Below are 19837 nucleotides of genomic sequence, written 5' to 3'. Positions count from 1 at the left end.
CCGGCTCAGTCGTCCTGACCGCGGCGATTGCGGGTCTGCTCGGCGCGTGCGGCGAGCAGCTCGTCCGCGGGGTAGCCGACTTCGGTCAACGTGAGGCCGCGCGCGGCGAGCACCTTGAACGCGCTCGTGCGGGTGAGCTCGTCGCGCAGGCGGGCGAGGTCGGCGACCTCGAGGCGCCCCTCCCCCACGGCCGCGCACGCGCCCACGAGCGCGCGCACCATGCTGTGGCAGAACGCGTCGGCCTTCACCTCGGCCACGAGCACCCCGGTCGCATCGCGCACCCAGCGGTAGTCGAGCAGCGTGCGGATCGTGGTGGCCTCCTCGCGCGGCTTGCAATAGGCGGCGAAGTCGTGCAGGCCGATGAGGGTCTGCGCGGCGGCGTCCATGGCGCCTTCGTCGAGGGATCCCTTGATCGTCGTGGTGTCGTGGCGCAGCAGCGGGTCGTAGCCGGCCCGGGCATCGGCGAGTCGATAGCGGTAGCGCCGCCACACCGCGGAGAAGCGCGCGTCGAAGCCCTCCGGTGCGAGCGCGGTGCGCGACACCGTGACGTCGGGGTACTGCCCGAGCACACCCCGGATCCGCGACGCCAGGGAGGAGGCCGGGTCGGCGGCGCCGGAGGCGCCGGAGGCCGGATCGGCCGCGGCACGGCCGTTGCGCGTGACCACGCGGGACCACTGCTGCTCGTCGAGGTCGACGTGCGCGACCTGCCCCGTGGCGTGCACGCCGGCGTCGGTGCGTCCGGCGACGACGAGCCGCGGCCCTGTGTCCGACGAGGCTCCGGGGTCCTGCTCCGCCGACGGCCCGACGATGCGGGCGAGCGCCTGCTCGATCGTGCCCTGCACGGTCCGCAGCCCCGGCTGCTTCGCCCAGCCCCGGAAGTGGGTGCCGTCGTAGGCGATGTCGAGACGGATGCGCACGGTTCAAGGGTACCGATCCCGCTCGCCCTCCCCCGTTCCCGTTCTCATCGGGCAGACGCGTCCCGGGCAGAACGCGTCCCCGCTCCCCCGGATCCCGGCCGGGAGTATGGTGTCTCACAGATCGCGTCCCACGAGGGCGGATCCGGAATCACCCTGGGACTCAGTCTCATTCTGTGCGACACTGAATTTCAGGAAGCGGTACCGGCGCCCGAGCCGGCGGCGCAGCGCGACAACGAGTCAGACCGAGATCGAAGGAGATCCCATGGTCAGCAGCATGTTCCCCGACGTCGAGATCCCCGCGGTCCCGATCCACGAGTACCTGTTCGGCGACATCTCCGAGCACGACCTCGACCGTGTCGCGCTGGTCGACGGCATGTCGGGAGCGGAGACCACTTACCGCCAGCTCATCGGCCAGATCGATCTCTTCGCCGGAGCACTGGCCGCGCGCGGCATCGGCGTGGGCGACGCCGTGGGGCTGCTCTGCCCGAACGTTCCGGCGTTCGCGACCGTGTTCCACGGGATCCTGCGCGCCGGCGCCACGGCGACCACGATCAACGCGCTCTACACCGCCGACGAGATCGCGAACCAGCTGCGCGACGCGTCCGCGTTCTGGCTCATCACGGTCAGTCCGCTGCTGCCTCAGGCGCAGGCCGCGGCAGAGCAGCTCGGACTGCCCGCCGATCAGGTCATCGTGCTCGACGGCGCAGAGGGGCATCCATCGCTGCGCGACCTGCTCTCCGAGGGCCACCACGCGCCGGCGATCACGTTCGACCCGGCCACGCATGTCGCGGTGCTGCCCTACTCGTCGGGGACGACCGGGCGTCCCAAGGGCGTGATGCTCACGCACCGCAACCTCGTCGCCAACGTCGCGCAGAGCACCGTCTCGATCGAGCTGAACGACGAGGACCGGATCCTCGCCGTGCTGCCGTTCTTCCACATCTACGGCATGACCGTGCTGCTCAACCTCGCCGTGCGCCTGCGGGCCACGCTCGTCACGATGCCGAAGTTCGACCTGGTCGAGTTCCTGCGCATCATCGCGGAGCAGCGCACGAGCTGGCTCTTCATCGCGCCGCCGATCGCCGTCGCGCTCGCCAAGCATCCGCTCGTCGCGCAGTACGACATGAGCGCGGTCAAGGTCGTCTTCTCGGGCGCCGCGCCGCTGGACGGCGCTCTCGCACACGCGGTCGCGGAGCGGCTGGACTGCACCGTGCGGCAGGGCTACGGCATGACCGAGACCAGCCCCGTCACGCACACGATCCCGGTGGAGCGCGACGACATCGACCTCTCCTCGGTCGGGCTGCTGATCCCGAACACCGAGGCGCGCCTGCTGTCGGAAGACGGATCCGATGTGGCCGTTCCGGCCGAGGGCGCGAGCGAGCCCGGTGAGCTTCTCATCCGCGGACCGCAGGTCATGAAGGGCTACCTCAACCGCGCCGACGCCACCGCCGACATGCTGGACGTGGACGGCTGGCTGCATACCGGCGACGTCGCCACCGTGACCGCCGGCGGGGTGTTCCGGATCGTGGACCGTCTGAAGGAGCTCATCAAGTACAAGGGCTACCAGGTCGCGCCCGCCGTGCTCGAGGCCGTGCTGCTCGAGCACCCCGCGATCGCGGACGCCGCGGTGATCGGCGCGGCGGACGAGGACGGTCAGGAGGTGCCCAAGGCCTTCGTGGTGCTGCAGCAAGGCACCGAGCTCGACGAGGACGGTGTGAAGGCGCACGTCGCTGCGCACGTGGCCCCGCACGAGAAGGTGCGCATGGTGGAGTTCATCGACGCGATCCCGAAGTCCGCCTCGGGCAAGATCCTCCGCAAGGATCTCCGCGCGCGGGCCTGAGTCGCCGAGGGCGAGGGGTCAGGAAGCCGGCTCGGTCGGTTCCGCCACCTCGGTCGGCGCGTCCTTGGGCGTGTGCCGGAACACGATGTAGTGGTACAGCACGAAGCGCACGACCACGATCACCGCGATGCTGCCGAGGTTGATCAGGTTCACGACGGCCGGGCCCGGGGCATGGCCCGTCGCGCCTTCGACCACCTCGGCGCCGAGCCACACGATGCCCGCCCCGAGCAGGGTGCAGACCAGGTTGACCGCGAGGAAGAGCACGATCTCGGCGACGCGTCCGCGCCGGTCGCGCCCGCGGAACGCCCACTCGCGGTTGCCGATGTAGGCGTTGACCAGGGCGACCAGGCTCGCGGCGATCTTGCCGACGACGAGATCCCACCCGAAGACGAAGACGAAGAGGTTGAACGCCCCGACCTCGATGAGCGTGCTGATGCCGCCGACGATCAGGAAGCGGGTGCCGACTCCCGCCAGACGGCGCAACCGGGAGCGGCGATCCATAGCCCTACTAGAATACCCGGGGGACGGTGCGGCCCAGGACGCCAGCGTGAACCGGGCGGATCCCCGCTCGTCCCCCGCGAAGACTCCGCCGGTGCTGCCGTGGCACCGACGGGTCCCGCCCCGGCCCGCACGGGCCCTCCAGGAGAAGGCTCGAGGTTCGAGTGCAGTACGCCCATCTGGCCGTCGTGATGCCGGCCTACAACGAGGCCGAGGGCATCGGCGGCTTCATCGACGAGATCCGCACCGCCGTCGCCCCGCTCGCGGAGCGCGTGACCTTCGTCATCGCCGACGACCGTTCCACGGACGGCACCGCCGCCGCCCTGTCCGGCATCGAGGACGTGGACGTGCAGACCCAGCCGGCCAACCGCGGCCACGGTCCGACCGCTCTCGCCGCGTACCGCGCCGGGCTCGCGCTGGCCCCCGATGCCCTCGTGCACGTCGACGGCGACGGACAGTTCCTCGGATCCGAGATCGCGTCCGCAGTTCGCGCCCTGCACCGCACCGGCGCGGACGTCGTGCACGGCGTGCGCCATTCCCGCACCGACGCCTGGTACCGTCGCCTGCTCACCGCCGGCGTGCGCCTGCTCACCGCCGCGGTCGTCGGGCGCGGCGTGCCCGACGTGAACACCCCGCTGCGGGTGTACCGCCCCGAGGCCCTGCAGATCCTCGTGAACGCCGTGCCCTCCGATGCCCTCGTGCCGCACGTGCACTTCTCGCTCGCCGAGGTGCGCGCCGGATTCGCCGTGCGCTACCTGCGCGTGCGCAGCATCCCGCGCCGCGGCGCGTCGAGCACGGGCACCATGTGGGGCAAGGTGGCACGCCCGTCCCTGCCGCCCAAGAAGCTCGTGCTGTTCGCGCTCCGCGCGCTGCGCGAGGCGTGGATGTGGTCGCTGCGCCCGGGTGCGCCGCTGCGCGCGCTCGAGTTCGAGGGGCTCTCCGCGGCCGCTGCGGCACCGGAGGGATCCGGATCCGCATGACTCGTCGCCTCTCCGGAATCGCGTTCTGGCTCCTGCTCGGGCTGCTCCTGGTCGCGAACGCGATCGTGATGTGGCACAGCCTCACCGCGCTGCGATTCTGGGAGGACGAGGCGTTCAACCTCACCGTGCCACGGAACCTGCTGGCCGGCCTCGGCTACACGAGCGACGGCACGCTGTCGGGCTCGACCCTGACGCCGTTCGATCCGCGGATCTCCACCGGACCCGTCGTGCTGCTGCCCGTCGCCGGCGTGCTCGCGTTCGGCGTGGACCCGGTGATCGGCGCTCGGCTCGTGCCGCTCGCCTACTGGGTGCTGCTGCTCGTGGGGCTCGGCGTGCTCGGCCGCCGCCTCGCCGGACGCTTCGGCGCGCTGGTCGCCGTGGCGCTGCCGCTCGCGTTCAACACGGCCGACAGCGTCTCCCCGATCCAGGGGCCCGCGGATCTGCTCGGCGAGATCGCCGCGGCCGCGCTCATCGTGTGGGCGCTGATCCTGCTGCCGCGCCGTGCGTGGCTCGCGGGGCTGTTGCTGGGGCTCGCCGTGCAGGCGAAGCTGATCGCGCTGCTCGCGTTGCCCGCGTTCGCCGTGGCACTGTTCCTGCTCACGCCCGCCGCGCCGTTCTGGCCGCGCCTGCGCGCGACTCTGCGCCGCAGCGTGGTGCCGCTCGTGCTGGTCGCCGCACCTACGGTGCTGCTGGAGGCGCTCGCGCTCGCGTCGATGGGTCTCACCGGCTACGCCCGGCACGTGCGCGCGCTGGGCGGGTTCCTGCTCAGCGGCGGTCAGCACATCACGCCGACCACGGTGCCGCAGAAGCTCGGGACGCTGGCGGGATCCTGGTTCCTGCCGTGGTGGCTCGTCGCCGTCGCCGCGGTGCTCGCCGCCGTCGTGATCGCGTGGGCTGCGGTGCCCGCCCGGGGGCCGGCCGACAACGGTGCCGTGTCGGATCCGCATCGCGCCGCAGCCGCAGCCGCTGCGCCTGGGGGCTCCGCGGTACCGGATCCGCATCGCCCACGCTGGTGGGAGCGGGACCCTCAGCTGCTCGCGCTCGGATTCGGCTCGGCCGTGGGCCTGCTCGCCTTCGTAGGCTGGTGGGCGCAGGCCGCCCAGCTGCCGCTGTGGGTGCGCCACCCCGCGGTCGGCGTGTTCGCGTTCGCCCCGATCCTCGCCGCGATCGCGGTGCGCGCCACGGCCGCGCTGTGGCGGCGGCACGGCACCGCGGCGGCGCCGGGCCTCGCGCGCGTCACGGCCGTCGTCGCAGCCTCGGTTCTGGCCGTGGTGGTGGCCGCCGGCGCCTCCGGTGACACTCTGCGTGCCGCGCAGCCGTCGACGGCCCAGACGCTGGACCAGCAGCGCGCCGCGGTCGCCCCCCTCGCCGCGTGGGTGCGCGAGAACGACGTGCAATGGCTGGCTGCGAAGCCGTGGGGATGGCCGGTGTCGTCGGTGGTGCTGACCGGAGCGCACGTCGGCCTGTTCGACGCCCCCGCGATGCAGCACACCCCGATCCTCACGCCCGAGGCCTGCTCCGGCGGAGCTCCCCTCGTCGCGTCAGCCGGCGCCGGCATCTGCCCCGCCCCCTGACGCGAGCCGGATCCGCGCCTCCCTGGCGTCCAGCACGTCCGTGGTCTCGCACCGCGGCGCTGCCGCCCTGTCGCACTACCGCCCTAGCCCCACTGCAGCCCTGCCGCCCTACCGTCCTAGCCGCATTGCCGCCCTGCAGCCCTGCAGCCCTGCAGCCCTGCCACGCTGTCACACTACCCCTGCCGCGCTGCCGCGCTGCCGCCCTGCCGCGCTAGCCGCACTGCAGCCCTGCTCGCTGGTCGCCAAACGCCCCTTCCGCGGCCGTGAAGGGGCGCTTGGCGACCAGCGAACACCGGACGGTGCGCATCCTGGCGACCAGCGAGTACGTCGCAAAGGGCACCGGGCACCGGGCCCCCGGCCCCGGGTGAAGGGCACCGGGCGAAGCAACAACGCCGCCCCGGCGGGGACGACGAAGCCCGCCGCCCACAGGGGGCGACGGGCTTCGTACGAGCGACGGACCTTACTCGGCCTTCTCCTCCGCGGCGGCCTCGGCCGGAGCCTCAGCAGCGGCCTCGGTGGCCTCGGCGGCGGGAGCCTCGACGGCCTCCTCCACGACCTCGGTCTCGACGACCTCGGCCGGAGCCTCGGCGGCGGGAGCGGCCTTCTCCGCCTTGGCGGGCTTCGCAGCGGCCTTCTTCACCTTGGGGGTGACGGGCTCGAGCACGAGCTCGATCACGGCCATGGGCGCGTTGTCGCCCTTGCGGTTGCCGACCTTGGTGATGCGGGTGTAGCCGCCCTCACGCTCGGCGACGAGCGGCGCGATCTCGGCGAACAGGATGTGCGTCGCCTCCTTGTTGCTGCGCAGCACCGTCAGCACGCGACGGCGCGCGTGCAGGTCGCCGCGCTTGGCGAAGGTGACAAGGCGCTCGGCCAGCGGACGCAGGCGCTTGGCCTTGGTCTCGGTGGTCTTGATCGACTTGTGGACGAACAGCTGTGCAGCGAGGTTCGCGAGCAGCAGACGCTCGTGGGCCGGGCCGCCTCCGAGGCGGGGACCCTTGGTGGGCTTAGGCATTGTTAATACTCCTGGATCGGAAAGGTTCGGGTCAGCGGGCCTCTGCCAGCTGACAGAACGGGTAGGTCAGAAGGACTCGTCTTCGGAGCCGCCGTAGAAGTGGGCGCCGTCGAAACCGGGCACCGAATCCTTCAGCGACAGGCCGAGCGAGACGAGCTTGTCGCGCACCTCGTCCACCGACTTCTGTCCGAAATTGCGGATGTTCATGAGCTGCGTCTCCGAGAGGGCGACGAGCTCGGACACCGTGTTGATGCCTTCGCGCTTGAGGCAGTTGTACGAGCGGACCGACAGATCGAGATCCTCGATCGGCATCGACAGCTCGTTCGAGAGCACGGCCTCGACCGGCGCGGGGCCGATCTCGATGCCCTCGGCCTCGACGTTCAGCTCGCGGGCGAGACCGAACAGCTCGGTCAGCGTGCGGCCGGCCGAGGCGACGGAGTCGCGCGGGATGATCGAGTTCTTGGTCTCGACGTCCAGCACGAGCTTGTCGAAGTCGGTGCGCTCGCCGGCACGGGTGGCGTCGACGCGGTAGCTGACCTTGAGCACGGGCGAGTAGATCGAGTCGATCGGGATCTGGCCCGCCTCGGCGTACTCGCTGCGGTTCTGCGCCGCGGAGACGTAGCCGCGGCCGCGCTCGATGGTGAGCTCGAGCTCGAACTTGGCGGTCTCGTTGAGGGTCGCGATGACCAGTTCGGGGTTGTGCACCTCGACACCGGCCGGAGCGGAGATGTCCGCCGCGGTGACCTCGCCGGCGCCCGTCTTGCGGAGGTAGGCGGTGATGGGCTCATCACGCTCCGAGGAGACGACGAGCTGCTTGATGTTGAGGATGATCTCGGTGACATCCTCCTTGACACCGGGGATGGTGCTGAACTCGTGGAGGACGCCGTCGATGCGGACGCTGGTCACGGCCGCGCCGGGGATCGAGGAGAGCAGGCTGCGACGCAGCGCGTTGCCGATCGTGTAACCGAAGCCGGGCTCGAGCGGCTCGATGACGAACCGGCTGCGGTTCTCGGAGATCTTTTCCTCGGTGAGAGTGGGACGCTGTGCGATGAGCACTGTGTGTTCCTTTCGATCACGTGCCCGCTATATGACACGTGTGGGTGAGGTCTTGAGTTGTGGAGGAAACGCGGGTGAGGATCCCCGGTCTCGACAGCATCGAGATCCGAGGATCCTCAGAACGCGTCAGACGCGACGGCGCTTCGGCGGGCGGCAGCCGTTGTGCGCCTGGGGCGTCACATCCTGGATCGAACCCACCTCGAGGCCTGCGGCCTGCAGCGAGCGGATCGCGGTCTCGCGGCCGGAGCCCGGACCCTTGACGAGGACGTCGACCTTCTTCACACCGTGCTCGGCAGCCTGACGGGCGGCCGACTCCGCGGCCATGCCGGCGGCGTACGGGGTGGACTTGCGCGAGCCCTTGAAGCCCACGCCACCGGACGAGGCCCAGGCGATGACGGCGCCGGACGGGTCGGTGATCGAGACGATGGTGTTGTTGAACGTCGACTTGATGTGGGCCTGGCCCAGCGCGATGTTCTTCTTCTCCTTGCGGCGCGGCTTGCGCGCGGCGGCCTTAGGTGCAGCCATGAAAGTGTTCTCCTATTCCCTGGCCGCTTAGCGGGCCTTCTTCTTGCCGGCGACGGTGCGCTTCGGGCCCTTGCGGGTACGGGCGTTGGTCTTGGTGCGCTGACCGCGGACCGGCAGGCCACGGCGGTGACGAAGGCCCTCGTAGGAGCCGATCTCGACCTTGCGGCGGATGTCGGCGGCGACCTCACGGCGGAGGTCACCCTCCACCTTGTAGGTGCCTTCGATGTAGTCGCGGAGGGCGACGAGCTGGTCGTCGGAGAGGTCCTTGACGCGGATCGACTCGTCGATCTCGGTGGCCTTGAGGATCTCGACCGAGCGGGTACGGCCGATGCCGTAGATGTACGTGAGGGCGATCACCACGCGCTTGTCGCGCGGGATGTCGACGCCGGCAAGACGTGCCATGCGGTGACTCCTGGAGTGTTGTGGAGGTGTGGAGCAGGATCGGTGCCCGGGCCTCCGCCCGAGGTGTCCCCCTTGCGGGTTCTGATCCTGCCTGTTTCAGATATTGAGTTGTGAGATCGCGAGAGATCCGGGCCGGAGCCCGGATGCTCAGCCCTGGCGCTGCTTGTGGCGCGGGTTGCTCTTGCAGATCACCATGACGCGGCCGTGACGGCGGATCACCTTGCAGTGGTCGCAGATCGGCTTGACGCTGGGGTTGACCTTCATGTTGTTCCTTATCGCTGTCTTCACCGGGCAGGCGCGAACGCCTGGGGTGTTACTTCTCGACCGGTCTAGCGGTAGCGGTAGACGATGCGACCGCGCGTGAGGTCGTACGGAGAGAGCTCCACGACGACACGGTCCTCGGGGATGATGCGGATGTAGTTCTGCCGCATCTTGCCGGAGATCGTTGCAAGGACCTTGTGTCCGTTGCTCAGCTCAACGCGGAACATCGCGTTGGGAAGAGCCTCGGAGATCACGCCCTCGATCTCGATGACACCGTCTTTCTTAGCCATAGCCTCGCTGACGCTTCTGCAGACCGGTCGATCTGCGGTGGGTGGGTGGTGGTGGAACTGTGCGGATCCGGACACGCCGGACCAAGGCGCAAAGCACCAAAGATCTATGGTAGTCCGGATCCGCGGATCCGCAAAATGCGGAGCTGTTACTTCTGGTCGACGATCTTCTGCAGCTTGGCGACGTCGGCCGGCTTGCTGGTGTCGAGACGCTCGCCGTTGATCTCGATCGTCGGCGTCCCCTGGATCTTGTGCGCGGTCGCCTGCGCGGTGGGGAACTTGAAGAACGTGCCCGCCTTGATGGTCGCCTCGGCCTTGTCGGCGCCGACCTGCTTGGCGTAGTCGATCAGCTGCTGGTCGGTGAGACCGGGCGTGTTCTCGGTGGGCTGGTTCTCGAACAGCGTGTTGAGGTAGTCCAGGAACTTGTCGGGGTTCTCCTGAGCGACGCTGTAGGCGGCCGCCGCGGCGCGCGACGAGTAGTTCGTGCCCTGCGAGTAGCGGTCGAGGATCGCGATCGGGTGGTACTCGAGCGTGATCTTGTTGTCCTTCGCAAGGGTCTGCAGAGTGGATCCGTACTGGGTCTCGAACTGCTTGCAGATCGGACACTGGAAGTCGACGTACAGCGCGACCTTGTCCTTGCCGTTGCCGGTGGTGACGGCGCCGGTGTCGGAGTTGATGATCGCGCTCTTCGGAGCGGCACCGGGGTCCGTGGCCTTGTTGTTCAGCCAGACGACGACGCCGACCAGTGCGATGAGCACGGCGACGACTGCGGCGGTGATTCCGATGGCGAACCCGTTGGTCCTGCCCTTGGCAGCGGCCATGTGTGTGTCTCCTTAGTCCAGACCCGCCCGGCGGATCCGCTCAGCTGTGTCTTCCCATTGTGCCGTGCGAAGCCTTTGAGGTCCGTGGGAGCATTCGCCGCGTCGGGCCAGGTCGGGCCGACGAGCCTCGCTAGGCGATCGGCGCGGGGGTGATCCCGAAGGCCGCGAGCCCCGCTGCACCGCCGTCGGCGGCGGTCAGCACCCAGATGCCGTCATCGTGCAGGGCGACGCTGTGTTCCCAGTGCGAGCCGTCGGATCCGTCGGTCGTGGTGACGGTCCAGTCGTCGTCCTCGACGTAGGTCTGATCCGAGCCGGCCGTGACCATGGGCTCGATCGCGAGCACGAGGCCGGGGCGCACCTCGGCGCCGCGGTCGGGCGTGCGGTAGTTGAACAGGCTCGGCGCCTCGTGCATCTTGCGGCCGATGCCGTGTCCGACGTACTCGCGCAGGATCCCGTAGGGCTTCCCGGAGACCGCGGAAGGGCCTGCGGCGAGGATGTGGTCCTCGATGGCCGCGGAGATGTCCCCCAGGTGCCTCGCGGACGCCATCGCGGCGATGCCGGCCCACATCGATCCCTCGGTGACATCGGAGAGCGTCTGACGCGGGCCGACCGCCGCCGCCTCGGACGGGTCGGGGACCACGACGGTGATCGCGCTGTCGCCGTTCCAGCCGCGGAACTGGGCACCGCAGTCTATCGAGACGATGTCGCCGGGCTGCAGGACGCGGGAACCCGGGATGCCGTGCACGACCTGGTCATTGACCGAGATGCACGTGGTGTGCCGGTAACCGCGCACGAGCTTGAAGTTCGACTCGGCGCCGCGATCCAGGATCACACGCTCGGCGATCGCGTCGAGCTCCCCCGTCGCGATGCCGGAGCGCACGGCGCCGCGCACCGCGGAGAGAGCCGCACCGGTGATCAGACCGGGCTCGACCATCGCCTCGAGCTGAGCGCGACTCTTGTAGATGGAGCGGCGGAACGCCACGTCAGACCGCAGCCGTGCGCACGAGGCCGCGCGCGCTCAGCGCTGCGAAGACGCGCTCGGTGATCTCGTCCAGGCTGCCGACGCCGTCGATCGTGTCCACGATGCCGCGCGCGCCGTACACGTCGAGGATCGGAGCAGTCTGCTCCTCGTAGATGTCCAGGCGCTTCGCGATGGCATCGGGGGTGTCATCCCCGCGACCCTGCTCGACCGCGCGCACGGTGATCCGGGCGATGCTCTCCTCGCGCGGCACGTCGAGCAGGATCACCGCGTCGAGCGAGGTGCCCTGCTCCCCCAGGAACGCGTCCAGATCCTCGACCTGCGCCGCGTTGCGGGGGTAGCCGTCCAGGAGGAAGCCGGCCTCCGCGTCGGGCTGGGACAGACGGTCGCGCACGAGCGCGCCGGTGAGCTCGTCGGAGACGAGGTCGCCCGCATCGAGGATCGCGGTGACCTGCTTGCCCAGCTCCGTGCCCTCCTTGATGTTGGCGCGGAAGATGTCGCCCGTCGAGACGACCGGGATGCCGTAGGCCTCGGCGATCCGCACTCCCTGCGTGCCCTTGCCGGAGCCCTGCGGGCCCACGATCAGCAGGCGTGCGGTGGAGGTTGCGGATGCCGTCATCGTAGGAGCCCTTCGTAGTGTCGCTGCTGCAGCTGCGCGTCGATCTGCTTGACCGTCTCCAGGCCGACGCCGACGATGATCAGGATCGATGCGCCGCCGAACGGGAAGTTCTGGTTCGCGCCGACCGTGGCCAGCGCGATCAGCGGGATCAACGCGATGATGCCGAGGTAGAGGGATCCGGGCAGCGTGATGCGGGTGAGCACGTAGTCGAGGTACTCGGCGGTGGGACGGCCCGCCCGGATGCCCGGGATGAAGCCGCCGTACTTCTTCATGTTGTCGGCGACCTCGGTCGGGTTGAACGTGATCGCGACGTAGAAGTACGTGAAGCCGATGATCAGCAGGAAGTACGTGATCATGTAGATCGGGTGGTCGCCCTTGACGAAGTACGTCATGATCCAGGTCGCCCACGCCGGCGGCGTCTTGCCGTCCTGCGGGATGTTGAACTGCGCGACCAGCATCGGGATGTACAGCAGCGACGAGGCGAAGATGACCGGGATCACGCCCGCCATGTTCACCTTGATCGGGATGTAGGTGTTGGTGCCGCCGTAGGTTCGGCGTCCGACCATGCGCTTGGCGTACTGCACCGGGATGCGGCGCTGCGACTGCTCGATGAAGACGACCAGGGTCATCACGACGATGCCGACGAGCAGGACGAGCAGGAAGACCTCGAAGCCCTTCGTCTGCATGATGGCCCACATGGCGCCGGGGAAGGTCGCAGCGATCGAGGTGAAGATCAGCAGCGACATGCCGTTGCCGATGCCCTTCTCGGTGACGAGCTCGGCGAACCACATGATCAGGCCGGTGCCGGCCGTCAGCGTGATGATGAGCAGCAGCTGCGCCCACCACACGTCGTTGGTGAGCAGCTGGTTGCACGCCGCGACGCCGGTCTGACCGAACAGCTGGCCGGTGCGCGCGACGGTGACGAGAGTCGTGGACTGCAGCAGCGCCAGCGCGATGGTGACGTAGCGCGTGTACTGCGTGAGCTTGGCCTGGCCGGCCTGGCCCTCCTTGTGCAGCGCCTCGAAGTGCGGGATGACCACGCGCAGCAGCTGGGTGATGATCGAGGCCGTGATGTACGGCATCACGCCGAGCGCGAAGATCGACAGCTTCAGCAGAGCGCCGCCGGAGAACAGGTTGACGAGTCCGAGCAGCCCCTCGGTGCCGCTGTTCTGCGCGAGGCACTCGGAGACGTTCGGGAAGCTCACGAACGGAGCGGGCACGGTGGATCCGAGGCGGTAGATCGCGATGATCGCGATCGTGAAGCCGATCTTGCGTCGAAGATCCGGCGTGCGGAAGATCCGCGCGATGGCGCTGAACAAAAGCTTGCCTTCCTGAAAAGGGATGACGCCCGACGAGGGACAGTCGATTACCCAGGGTAACGCAAGAGGGGCCGGAGAAATCTCCGGCCCCTCTCGACGGGTGTTACTTGATCGATCCGCCGGCGGCGACGATCTTCTGCTCCGCGGAGCTGGAGACCTTGTCGACCGACACGGTCAGAGCCACGGCGATGTCGCCGTTGCCCAGGACCTTGACCTTCTCGTTCTTGCGGACCGCGCCCTTGGCGACCAGGTCGGCGACGGTCACGTCGCCACCGGCCGGGTAGAGCTCGGCGAGCTTCTCCAGGTTCACGACCTGGTACTCCACGCGGAACGGGTTCTTGAACCCGCGCAGCTTCGGGGTGCGCATGTGCAGCGGCATCTGCCCACCCTCGAAACCGACGCGAACGGTGTTGCGGGCCTTGGTGCCCTTGGTGCCGCGACCGGCGGTCTTGCCCTTGGAGCCCTCACCGCGACCGACACGGGTCTTCGCGGTGTTGGCGCCGGGGACCGGACGCAGGTGGTGCACCTTCAGGACGCCGGGACGGGAGACCGTGGTCTCCTCGGCCTTCTTGGCGGCCGGCTTCTTGGCGGCGGTCTTGGTGGCCGCTTCCTTCTTCTCAGCCATTAGTCGATCTCCTCAACCTTGACGAGGTGAGCGACCGCGCGGACGTAACCGCGGGTCTGGGCATCGTCGGGACGGACGACCGAGTCGCCGATCCGCTTGAGGCCGAGCGAACGCAGCGTGTCGCGCTGGTTCTGCTTCTCACTCACCTTGGACTTGACCTGCGTGACCTTGAGGCGCGCAGCCATCAGGCACCTGCCTTCTGCGCAGCGATGGCGTCGGCCTCTGCGCGGACGAGACGCGCCGGGGCGACCTGGTCGAACTCGAGGCCACGACGCGCGGCGACCGCACGGGGCTCCTCGAGCTGCTTCAGGGCGGCCACCGTCGCGTGCACGATGTTGATCGTGTTCGACGAGCCGAGCGACTTCGACAGCACGTCGTGGATACCGGCGCACTCGAGCACGGCGCGGACCGGACCACCGGCGATGACACCGGTACCGGCAGCGGCCGGACGCAGCAGCACGACGCCGGCAGCGGCCTCGCCCTGCACCGGGTGCGGGATGGTCGACGCGGAGCGCGGCACGCGGAAGAAGTTGCGCTTCGCCTCCTCGACGCCCTTCGAGATCGCGAGCGGGACCTCGCGGGCCTTGCCGTAACCGACGCCCACGAGACCGTTGCCGTCACCCACCACGACGAGCGCGGTGAAGCTGAAGCGACGGCCGCCCTTGACGACCTTCGACACGCGGTTGATGGTCACCACGCGCTCGAGGAACTGGTTGTCCCCACGGTCGCGGGAGTTGCGGTCGCGGCCGCCCTGACCGCGGTCACGGCCACCACGGCCGCCGCGGCGCTCGTCGCGCTGCGGAGCCTCGGTACCGGCCGCCGTCTCGGCGGGAGCCGTAGCCGTCTCGGTCACTTCGTTCTCCTTGTTGTCACTCACAGTGCCAGACCCCCTTCGCGGGCGCCGTCGGCGATGGCCGCGACACGACCGGCGTACCGGTTGCCACCGCGGTCGAACACGGCCTCCGAGACACCGGCGGCCTTCGCGCGCTCGGCGACGAGCTCGCCGACCTTGCGGGCCTTGGCGGTCTTGTCACCGTCGAAGCCGCGCAGGTCGGTCTCGAGGGTGGAGGCACTGGCCACGGTGTGGCCCTTGCTGTCGTCGACCAGCTGCACGAAGACGTGGCGGGCCGAACGGGTGACGACCAGGCGCGGACGCGCCTCGGTGCCCTGGATCTTCTTGCGAAGGCGGGCGTGACGACGCGAGCGGGCGTCGGACTTCGTCTTGATAGCCATGGTTACTTACCACTCTTTCCGGCCTTGCGACGCACGACCTCGCCGGCGTAGCGCACGCCCTTGCCCTTGTACGGCTCGGGCTTGCGGATCTTGCGGATGTTCGCAGCCGCCTCGCCGACGGCCTGCTTGCTGATGCCGCTGACGGTGAGCTTGTTGGCGCCCTCGACCGTCAGGGTGATGCCGGCGGGCGGGTCGATCAGGACCGGGTGCGAGAAGCCGAGGGCGAACTCGACCGAGTTGCCCTTCTGCTGCACGCGGTAACCGGTGCCGACGACCTCGAGGCCCTTGGAGTAGCCCTGGGTCACGCCGATGATGTCGTTGTTGATGAGCGTGCGGGTCAGACCGTGCAGCGAACGCGAGGCGCGCTCGTCGTCCGGACGGGTGACGAGAACCTGGTTCTCCTCGACCGACACCTCGATGGGGGAGGCCACGGTGAGCGAGAGCTCGCCCTTCGGGCCCTTCACCGACACCGCACGGCCGTCGACCGAAACGGTCACGCCCGCGGGGATCTCGATGGGAAGTCGTCCAATACGCGACATTTCAGATCACCACACGTAGGCGAGAACTTCTCCGCCCACGCCCTTCTGCTCAGCCTGGCGGTCCGTGAGGAGCCCCGAGGAGGTGGACAGGATCGCGACACCGAGGCCGCCGAGCACCTTGGGGAGCTCCGTCGACTTCGCGTACACGCGGAGGCCGGGCTTGGAGACGCGCTTGATGCCGGCGATCGACCGCTCGCGGTTCGGGCCGTACTTCAGCGAGATGGTGAGGTTCTTGCCGACGCGGGCGTCGGAGATCTCCCAACCCGAGATGTAGCCCTCCTGCTGGAGGATCTCAGCGATGTGGGTCTTCAGCTTGCTCGACGGCAGGGTCACGGAGTCGTGATGCGCCGAGTTCGCGTTGCGCAGACGGGTCAGCAGATCTGCGACCGGGTCTGTCATCGTCATAGTTGTCTTCTTTCGTTCATGAGGTTCCGGCTGCCGTTACACGGCAGACGGCCTGCGATGAGCACGCAATTTTCAATTGTACGTCACGTGCAACACGCCCGAAGACCGGATCCCGAGGAAGCCCCCGGGATCCGGTCTTCAAGACATGGTCTTACGCCTGGACCTCGTCCGACTTGAACGGGAAGCCGAGGTGGCGGAGCAGCGCCCGGCCCTCGTCGTCGTTCTTCGCCGTGGTCACGACAGTGATGTCGAAACCGCGGACGCGGTCGATGCGGTCCTGATCGATCTCGTGGAACACGCTCTGCTCCGTGAGACCGAAGGTGTAGTTGCCGTTGCCGTCGAACTGCTTGTCCGAGAGACCGCGGAAGTCGCGGATACGGGGCAGTGCGAGGTTCACGAGGCGGTCCACGAACTCCCAGGCGCGGTCACCGCGGAGGGTGACGTGCGCGCCGATGGGCTGGCCCTCGCGCAGCTTGAACTGCGCGATGGACTTGCGGGCCTTCGTGACGATCGGCTTCTGGCCGGTGATCTTGGTGAGGTCGTCGACCGCACCATCGATCACCTTGGAGTCGCGAGCCGCCTCACCGACACCGGTGTTGACGACGACCTTGACCAGGCCGGGGATCTGCATGACGTTCTCGTAGCCGAACTCGTCCTGCAGAGCCTTCTTGATCTCGTTGTTGTACTTCGCCTTCAGGCGGGGCTGCACCTTGACAGCGCCCGCGGCGTCAGCAGCCGCCATCAGAGGTCCTTACCGCTCTTCTTCGCGTAGCGCACGCGAACCGTGCGCTTCACGCCGTCCTTGACCTGCTCCTCGACGCGGTGACCGACCTTGGTCGGCTTCTTCGTCTCGGGGTCGACCAGGGCGACGTTCGAGATGTGGATGGGGGCCTCGATGGTCTCGATGCCGCCCGTCTTCGTGCCGCGCTGCGTCTGGCCGACGCGGGTGTGCTTGGTGGCGTAGTTCACGCCCTCCACGATCACGCGGTTCTGCTCGACGAGGACCTCGAGGACCTTGCCCTGCTTGCCGCGGTCGCCGCCCTTTTCCTGCTTGCGGCCGGTGATGACCTGAACCAGGTCACCCTTCTTGATGTTCGCCATGAGTTACAGCACCTCCGGGGCGAGCGAGACGATCTTCATGAACTTCTTGTCACGGAGCTCACGACCGACCGGGCCGAAGATGCGGGTGCCGCGGGGCTCCCCGTCGTTCTTCAGGATCACGGCGGCGTTCTCGTCGAACTTGATGTACGAGCCGTCGGGACGGCGGGTCTGCTTCACGGTGCGGACGATGACGGCCTTGACGACGTCACCCTTCTTGACGTTCCCACCGGGGATCGCGTCCTTGACCGTGGCGACGATGATGTCGCCCAGGCCCGCGTAACGGCGGCTGGAACCGCCGAGCACGCGGATGGTGAGCAGCTCCTTGGCGCCGGTGTTGTCGGCGACCTTGAGTCGGGACTCGGTCTGGATCACTTTGCCTTCTCCAGGATCTCCACCAGACGCCAGCGCTTGGTGGCGCTCAGCGGGCGGGTCTCGTTGATGAGAACGAGGTCGCCGATGCCGGCGGTGTTGTTCTCGTCGTGCGCCTTGACCTTCGTCGTACGGCGGATGACCTTGCCGTACAGCGGGTGCTTCACGCGGTCCTCGACCTCGACGACGATGGTCTTGTCCATCTTGTCGCTGACGACGTAGCCGCGGCGCGACTTGCGGTAGCCACGAGCGTCGGCGTCGCGGACGTCGTGCGAGACGACCTCAGCCTCGGCGGCAGCAGCCTTCTTCTCAGCCATTACTCGGCCTCCTCCTTCGGCGCGTCAGCCTCGTCGGCCTTCTTCGCCTTTACCTTGGACGCCTTCTTGGCCGGAGCCTCGACCGGAGCGGGCGTCGCACGGATGCCCAGCTCGCGCTCGCGGATCACGGTGTACAGGCGCGCGATGTCGCGCTTGACGGCGCGGATGCGGCCGTGGCTCTCCAGCTGGCCGGTGGCCGACTGGAAACGGAGGTTGAACAGCTCCTCCTTGGCCTTGCGCAGCTCCTCGACGAGGCGCTGGTCTTCGAACGTGTCGAGCTCGGTCACACCGAGCTCCTTGGTGCCGATCGCCATTACGCGTCGCCCTCCTCGCGCTTGATGATGCGTGCCTTGAGCGGCAGCTTGTGAATGGCACGGGTCAGGGCCTCACGAGCGAGTTCCTCGTTGACGCCCGCGACCTCGAACAGGACGCGACCCGGCTTGACGTTGGCGACCCACCACTCGGGGGAACCCTTACCGGAACCCATGCGGGTCTCGGCAGGCTTCTTCGTGAGCGGACGGTCGGGGTAGATGTTGATCCACACCTTTCCACCACGCTTGATGTGACGGGTCATCGCGATACGAGCGGACTCGATCTGACGGTTGGTCACGTAAGCGGGGGTGAGGGCCTGGATCCCGAACTCGCCGAAGGAGACCTTCGTGCCGCCGGTGGCCGCACCATCACGCTTGGGGTGATGCTGCTTGCGGTACTTGACCTTGCGAGGGATAAGCATCAGGCAGACGCTCCTTCTGCGACGGGAGCCTCGTTGCGCGGGCCACGACGGCGGTCGCCGCCACGGTCGTCACGACGGGACTTCGGTGCGTTGGCCTGCTCGCGAGCAAGCTCCTTGTTGGTGAGGTCGCCCTTGTAGATCCAGACCTTCACGCCGATGCGGCCGAAGGTGGTCTTGGCCTCGTAGAAGCCGTAGTCGATGTTCGCGCGCAGCGTGTGCAGCGGCACACGACCCTCGCGGTAGAACTCCGACCGGCTCATCTCCGCGCCGCCGAGGCGGCCCGAGACCTGGATCCGGATGCCCTTGGCGCCGGCGCGCTGGGCACCCTGGAGGCCCTTGCGCATGGCACGACGGAAGGCGACGCGAGCAGAGAGCTGCTCGGCGATGCCCTGAGCGACGAGCTGAGCGTCGGCCTCGGGGTTCTTGACCTCGAGGATGTTCAGCTGGATCTGCTTGCCCGTGAGCTTCTCGAGGTCGCCACGGATGCGCTCCGCCTCGGCGCCGCGGCGGCCGATGACGATGCCCGGACGAGCAGTGTGGATGTCCACACGCACGCGGTCGCGGGTGCGCTCGATCTCGATGTTGCTCACGCCGGCGCGGTCGAGCTGCGTCTGCAGGAGCTTGCGGATCTTGATGTCCTCGGCGACGTAGTCGGCGTAACGCTGACCCGGCTTGGTGGAGTCAGAGAACCACCGGGACACGTGGTCCGTGGTGATGCCGAGGCGGAAGCCGTACGGGTTTACCTTCTGTCCCATTACTTGCTCGCCTTCTCGTTCTTGGCGACCTCAGGGGTGGCCAGCACGACCGTGATGTGGCTCGTGCGCTTCTTGATCTGGAACGCGCGACCCTGGGCGCGGGGCTGGAAACGCTTCAGCGTCGTCCCCTCGTCCACGAAGGCGTTCTTGACGTAGAGGTCCTGCTCATCGAGGAACTCGCCGTCGCGGTCGGCCTTCACCTGAGCGTTGGCGATGGCGGAGTGCACGAGCTTGTAGATCGGCTCGGAGGCGCTCTGCTGCGCGAACTTCAGGATGGCGAGGGCTTCCTGCGCCTGCTTGCCCTTGATGAGGGCGACGACACGACGAGCCTTCTGCGGGGTCACGCGGATGTGCTTCACGCGTGCGACGGATTCGACCATTAGCGGCGCCGCCCCTTCTTGTCGTCCTTCACGTGGCCGCGGAAGGTGCGGGTGGGCGCGAACTCGCCCAGCTTGTGACCGACCATGCTCTCGGACACGAACACGGGGATGTGCTTGCGTCCGTCGTGCACGGCGATGGTGTGTCCCAGCATGGCGGGGATGATCATCGACCGGCGCGACCAGGTCTTGATGACGTTCTTGCTGCCGGCTTCGTTCTGCACGACCACCTTGCGAAGCAGGTGCTCGTCGACGAAGGGGCCCTTCTTAAGACTGCGAGGCATCTTCTCTTACTC

General features: G+C 68.4%; 30 protein-coding genes. 3 read left to right on the top strand and 27 right to left on the bottom strand.

Annotated features, from left to right (window positions below; all coding sequences use genetic code 11):
• Positions 1–5: 5 nt before the first annotated feature.
• Positions 6–917: a tRNA pseudouridine(38-40) synthase TruA gene (truA, locus tag ACFWCK_RS16230; protein WP_378806822.1), complete on the bottom strand. Its 912-nt coding sequence runs from the start codon at positions 915–917 to the stop codon at positions 6–8.
• A 262-nt stretch (positions 918–1179) separates the two neighbouring features.
• Between truA and ACFWCK_RS16225 the strand changes: the two genes are divergently transcribed.
• Complete coding sequence (locus tag ACFWCK_RS16225; RefSeq protein WP_378806820.1) at positions 1180–2754, top strand: AMP-binding protein; 1575 nt, start codon at positions 1180–1182, stop codon at positions 2752–2754.
• Between the two features lie 18 nt (positions 2755–2772).
• On the opposite strand, the gene ACFWCK_RS16220 is transcribed toward ACFWCK_RS16225, so the two are convergent.
• The gene (locus ACFWCK_RS16220; protein ID WP_378806819.1) at positions 2773–3255 is read right to left on the bottom strand and encodes a GtrA family protein; all 483 of its coding nucleotides are present in this window, start codon (positions 3253–3255) and stop codon (positions 2773–2775) included.
• Positions 3256–3416: 161 nt separating this feature from the next.
• On the opposite strand from ACFWCK_RS16220, the gene ACFWCK_RS16215 reads away from it, so the two are divergent.
• Positions 3417–4232, top strand: a complete 816-nt coding sequence (locus ACFWCK_RS16215; protein ID WP_233312349.1) for a glycosyltransferase family 2 protein — start codon at positions 3417–3419, stop codon at positions 4230–4232.
• Positions 4229–5806: a hypothetical protein gene (locus ACFWCK_RS16210; RefSeq protein WP_378806816.1), complete on the top strand. Its 1578-nt coding sequence runs from the start codon at positions 4229–4231 to the stop codon at positions 5804–5806. Before ACFWCK_RS16215 ends, ACFWCK_RS16210 begins: the two co-directional genes overlap by 4 nt.
• Positions 5807–6266: 460 nt before the next feature.
• Here ACFWCK_RS16210 and rplQ read toward each other — a convergent pair whose 3' ends face one another.
• The 25 genes from rplQ to rpsS all read right to left on the bottom strand — a co-directional run bounded on the left by rplQ (position 6267) and on the right by rpsS (position 19825).
• The gene (gene rplQ / locus ACFWCK_RS16205) at positions 6267–6818 is read right to left on the bottom strand and encodes a 50S ribosomal protein L17 (protein ID WP_233312351.1); all 552 of its coding nucleotides are present in this window, start codon (positions 6816–6818) and stop codon (positions 6267–6269) included.
• Positions 6819–6884: 66 nt separating this feature from the next.
• Positions 6885–7874, bottom strand: a complete 990-nt coding sequence (locus ACFWCK_RS16200) for a DNA-directed RNA polymerase subunit alpha (RefSeq protein ID WP_233312352.1) — start codon at positions 7872–7874, stop codon at positions 6885–6887.
• Between the two features lie 126 nt (positions 7875–8000).
• Positions 8001–8399, bottom strand: coding sequence for a 30S ribosomal protein S11 (gene rpsK / locus ACFWCK_RS16195; RefSeq protein WP_017829189.1), 399 nt, complete (start codon positions 8397–8399; stop codon positions 8001–8003).
• A 27-nt stretch (positions 8400–8426) separates the two neighbouring features.
• Complete coding sequence (gene rpsM / locus ACFWCK_RS16190; protein WP_045249906.1) at positions 8427–8801, bottom strand: 30S ribosomal protein S13; 375 nt, start codon at positions 8799–8801, stop codon at positions 8427–8429.
• A gap of 147 nt (positions 8802–8948) precedes the next feature.
• Positions 8949–9065 (bottom strand): 50S ribosomal protein L36, encoded by a 117-nt coding sequence (gene rpmJ / locus ACFWCK_RS16185; RefSeq protein WP_005050492.1) that lies wholly within the window; start codon positions 9063–9065, stop codon positions 8949–8951.
• 65 nt (positions 9066–9130) lie between these two features.
• Positions 9131–9352 carry a translation initiation factor IF-1 gene (gene infA / locus ACFWCK_RS16180; RefSeq protein ID WP_017201569.1) on the bottom strand — a complete coding sequence of 74 codons (222 nt, stop codon included), beginning with the start codon at positions 9350–9352 and terminating at the stop codon, positions 9131–9133.
• 146 nt (positions 9353–9498) lie between these two features.
• Positions 9499–10170, bottom strand: coding sequence for a DsbA family protein (locus ACFWCK_RS16175; protein ID WP_378806815.1), 672 nt, complete (start codon positions 10168–10170; stop codon positions 9499–9501).
• A gap of 130 nt (positions 10171–10300) precedes the next feature.
• Positions 10301–11152 carry a type I methionyl aminopeptidase gene (map, locus tag ACFWCK_RS16170; RefSeq protein ID WP_378806813.1) on the bottom strand — a complete coding sequence of 284 codons (852 nt, stop codon included), beginning with the start codon at positions 11150–11152 and terminating at the stop codon, positions 10301–10303.
• A gap of 1 nt (position 11153) precedes the next feature.
• The gene (locus tag ACFWCK_RS16165; RefSeq protein ID WP_233312355.1) at positions 11154–11768 is read right to left on the bottom strand and encodes an adenylate kinase; all 615 of its coding nucleotides are present in this window, start codon (positions 11766–11768) and stop codon (positions 11154–11156) included.
• A complete protein-coding gene (gene secY / locus ACFWCK_RS16160) occupies positions 11765–13087 on the bottom strand; it encodes a preprotein translocase subunit SecY (RefSeq protein ID WP_233312356.1) in 1323 nt (440 codons plus the stop codon). The genes ACFWCK_RS16165 and secY overlap by 4 nt, the downstream gene beginning before the upstream one ends.
• A gap of 103 nt (positions 13088–13190) precedes the next feature.
• Positions 13191–13712: a 50S ribosomal protein L15 gene (gene rplO / locus ACFWCK_RS16155; protein ID WP_105686040.1), complete on the bottom strand. Its 522-nt coding sequence runs from the start codon at positions 13710–13712 to the stop codon at positions 13191–13193.
• Positions 13712–13897, bottom strand: coding sequence for a 50S ribosomal protein L30 (gene rpmD / locus ACFWCK_RS16150; RefSeq protein ID WP_045249910.1), 186 nt, complete (start codon positions 13895–13897; stop codon positions 13712–13714). The genes rplO and rpmD overlap by 1 nt, the downstream gene beginning before the upstream one ends.
• A complete protein-coding gene (gene rpsE, locus ACFWCK_RS16145; RefSeq protein ID WP_308192534.1) occupies positions 13897–14589 on the bottom strand; it encodes a 30S ribosomal protein S5 in 693 nt (230 codons plus the stop codon). The genes rpmD and rpsE overlap by 1 nt, the downstream gene beginning before the upstream one ends.
• A complete protein-coding gene (gene rplR / locus ACFWCK_RS16140) occupies positions 14586–14945 on the bottom strand; it encodes a 50S ribosomal protein L18 (protein WP_267920971.1) in 360 nt (119 codons plus the stop codon). Before rplR ends, rpsE begins: the two co-directional genes overlap by 4 nt.
• Before the next feature lie 2 nt (positions 14946–14947).
• Complete coding sequence (gene rplF / locus ACFWCK_RS16135; RefSeq protein ID WP_233312357.1) at positions 14948–15484, bottom strand: 50S ribosomal protein L6; 537 nt, start codon at positions 15482–15484, stop codon at positions 14948–14950.
• Positions 15485–15490: 6 nt separating this feature from the next.
• On the bottom strand, positions 15491–15889 hold the full coding sequence (gene rpsH, locus ACFWCK_RS16130; protein ID WP_233312358.1) for a 30S ribosomal protein S8: 399 nt from the start codon (positions 15887–15889) through the stop codon (positions 15491–15493).
• A 151-nt stretch (positions 15890–16040) separates the two neighbouring features.
• Positions 16041–16631 (bottom strand): 50S ribosomal protein L5, encoded by a 591-nt coding sequence (gene rplE / locus ACFWCK_RS16125; protein WP_233312359.1) that lies wholly within the window; start codon positions 16629–16631, stop codon positions 16041–16043.
• A complete protein-coding gene (gene rplX / locus ACFWCK_RS16120; RefSeq protein WP_233312360.1) occupies positions 16631–16990 on the bottom strand; it encodes a 50S ribosomal protein L24 in 360 nt (119 codons plus the stop codon). Before rplX ends, rplE begins: the two co-directional genes overlap by 1 nt.
• A gap of 3 nt (positions 16991–16993) precedes the next feature.
• Positions 16994–17362 (bottom strand): 50S ribosomal protein L14, encoded by a 369-nt coding sequence (gene rplN / locus ACFWCK_RS16115; RefSeq protein ID WP_045249917.1) that lies wholly within the window; start codon positions 17360–17362, stop codon positions 16994–16996.
• A complete protein-coding gene (gene rpsQ, locus ACFWCK_RS16110) occupies positions 17359–17676 on the bottom strand; it encodes a 30S ribosomal protein S17 (protein ID WP_052674221.1) in 318 nt (105 codons plus the stop codon). The genes rplN and rpsQ overlap by 4 nt, the downstream gene beginning before the upstream one ends.
• Positions 17676–17990 (bottom strand): 50S ribosomal protein L29, encoded by a 315-nt coding sequence (rpmC, locus tag ACFWCK_RS16105; protein WP_378806810.1) that lies wholly within the window; start codon positions 17988–17990, stop codon positions 17676–17678. Before rpmC ends, rpsQ begins: the two co-directional genes overlap by 1 nt.
• Complete coding sequence (rplP, locus tag ACFWCK_RS16100; RefSeq protein WP_184215346.1) at positions 17990–18409, bottom strand: 50S ribosomal protein L16; 420 nt, start codon at positions 18407–18409, stop codon at positions 17990–17992. Before rplP ends, rpmC begins: the two co-directional genes overlap by 1 nt.
• A complete protein-coding gene (gene rpsC, locus ACFWCK_RS16095) occupies positions 18409–19164 on the bottom strand; it encodes a 30S ribosomal protein S3 (RefSeq protein ID WP_233312362.1) in 756 nt (251 codons plus the stop codon). Before rpsC ends, rplP begins: the two co-directional genes overlap by 1 nt.
• Complete coding sequence (gene rplV, locus ACFWCK_RS16090; RefSeq protein WP_233312363.1) at positions 19164–19544, bottom strand: 50S ribosomal protein L22; 381 nt, start codon at positions 19542–19544, stop codon at positions 19164–19166. The genes rpsC and rplV overlap by 1 nt, the downstream gene beginning before the upstream one ends.
• Positions 19544–19825 (bottom strand): 30S ribosomal protein S19, encoded by a 282-nt coding sequence (gene rpsS, locus ACFWCK_RS16085; RefSeq protein ID WP_233312364.1) that lies wholly within the window; start codon positions 19823–19825, stop codon positions 19544–19546. The genes rplV and rpsS overlap by 1 nt, the downstream gene beginning before the upstream one ends.
• Positions 19826–19837: the final 12 nt, after the last annotated feature.

The organism is Microbacterium sp. NPDC060117 (genome assembly GCF_042729315.1).
In the GTDB taxonomy this organism is placed as follows: Bacteria; Actinomycetota; Actinomycetes; order Actinomycetales; family Microbacteriaceae; genus Microbacterium.
The sequence above is the reverse complement of the archived record's forward strand: the minus strand, read 5'-3'. Positions and strand labels throughout refer to the sequence as shown.

Coding starts and splice junctions, on each gene's coding strand:
- rpsH (WP_233312358.1), bottom strand. CDS start 15,889: ATGACGATGACAGACCCGGTCGCAGATCTGCTGACCCGTCTGCGCAAC.
- rplR (WP_267920971.1), bottom strand. CDS start 14,945: ATGGCTATCAAGACGAAGTCCGACGCCCGCTCGCGTCGTCACGCCCGC.
- rplX (WP_233312360.1), bottom strand. CDS start 16,990: ATGGCGAACATCAAGAAGGGTGACCTGGTTCAGGTCATCACCGGCCGC.
- rplE (WP_233312359.1), bottom strand. CDS start 16,631: ATGGCGGCTGCTGACGCCGCGGGCGCTGTCAAGGTGCAGCCCCGCCTG.
- ACFWCK_RS16165 (WP_233312355.1), bottom strand. CDS start 11,768: ATGACGGCATCCGCAACCTCCACCGCACGCCTGCTGATCGTGGGCCCG.
- rpsK (WP_017829189.1), bottom strand. CDS start 8,399: ATGGCTGCACCTAAGGCCGCCGCGCGCAAGCCGCGCCGCAAGGAGAAG.
- rpsQ (WP_052674221.1), bottom strand. CDS start 17,676: ATGGCTGAGAAGAAGGCTGCTGCCGCCGAGGCTGAGGTCGTCTCGCAC.
- rpmD (WP_045249910.1), bottom strand. CDS start 13,897: ATGGCTGCGCGCCTCAAGGTCACGCAGGTCAAGTCCAAGGTGAGTGAG.
- infA (WP_017201569.1), bottom strand. CDS start 9,352: ATGGCTAAGAAAGACGGTGTCATCGAGATCGAGGGCGTGATCTCCGAG.
- rpmJ (WP_005050492.1), bottom strand. CDS start 9,065: ATGAAGGTCAACCCCAGCGTCAAGCCGATCTGCGACCACTGCAAGGTG.
- ACFWCK_RS16225 (WP_378806820.1), top strand. CDS start 1,180: ATGGTCAGCAGCATGTTCCCCGACGTCGAGATCCCCGCGGTCCCGATC.
- rpsC (WP_233312362.1), bottom strand. CDS start 19,164: ATGGGACAGAAGGTAAACCCGTACGGCTTCCGCCTCGGCATCACCACG.
- rpsM (WP_045249906.1), bottom strand. CDS start 8,801: ATGGCACGTCTTGCCGGCGTCGACATCCCGCGCGACAAGCGCGTGGTG.
- ACFWCK_RS16220 (WP_378806819.1), bottom strand. CDS start 3,255: ATGGATCGCCGCTCCCGGTTGCGCCGTCTGGCGGGAGTCGGCACCCGC.
- rplV (WP_233312363.1), bottom strand. CDS start 19,544: ATGGTCGAATCCGTCGCACGCGTGAAGCACATCCGCGTGACCCCGCAG.
- rplF (WP_233312357.1), bottom strand. CDS start 15,484: ATGTCGCGTATTGGACGACTTCCCATCGAGATCCCCGCGGGCGTGACC.
- rpmC (WP_378806810.1), bottom strand. CDS start 17,990: ATGGCGATCGGCACCAAGGAGCTCGGTGTGACCGAGCTCGACACGTTC.
- rplP (WP_184215346.1), bottom strand. CDS start 18,409: ATGCTTATCCCTCGCAAGGTCAAGTACCGCAAGCAGCATCACCCCAAG.
- ACFWCK_RS16210 (WP_378806816.1), top strand. CDS start 4,229: ATGACTCGTCGCCTCTCCGGAATCGCGTTCTGGCTCCTGCTCGGGCTG.
- rplQ (WP_233312351.1), bottom strand. CDS start 6,818: ATGCCTAAGCCCACCAAGGGTCCCCGCCTCGGAGGCGGCCCGGCCCAC.
- rpsS (WP_233312364.1), bottom strand. CDS start 19,825: ATGCCTCGCAGTCTTAAGAAGGGCCCCTTCGTCGACGAGCACCTGCTT.
- rplO (WP_105686040.1), bottom strand. CDS start 13,712: ATGGCTGAGAAGAAGGAAGCGGCCACCAAGACCGCCGCCAAGAAGCCG.
- ACFWCK_RS16175 (WP_378806815.1), bottom strand. CDS start 10,170: ATGGCCGCTGCCAAGGGCAGGACCAACGGGTTCGCCATCGGAATCACC.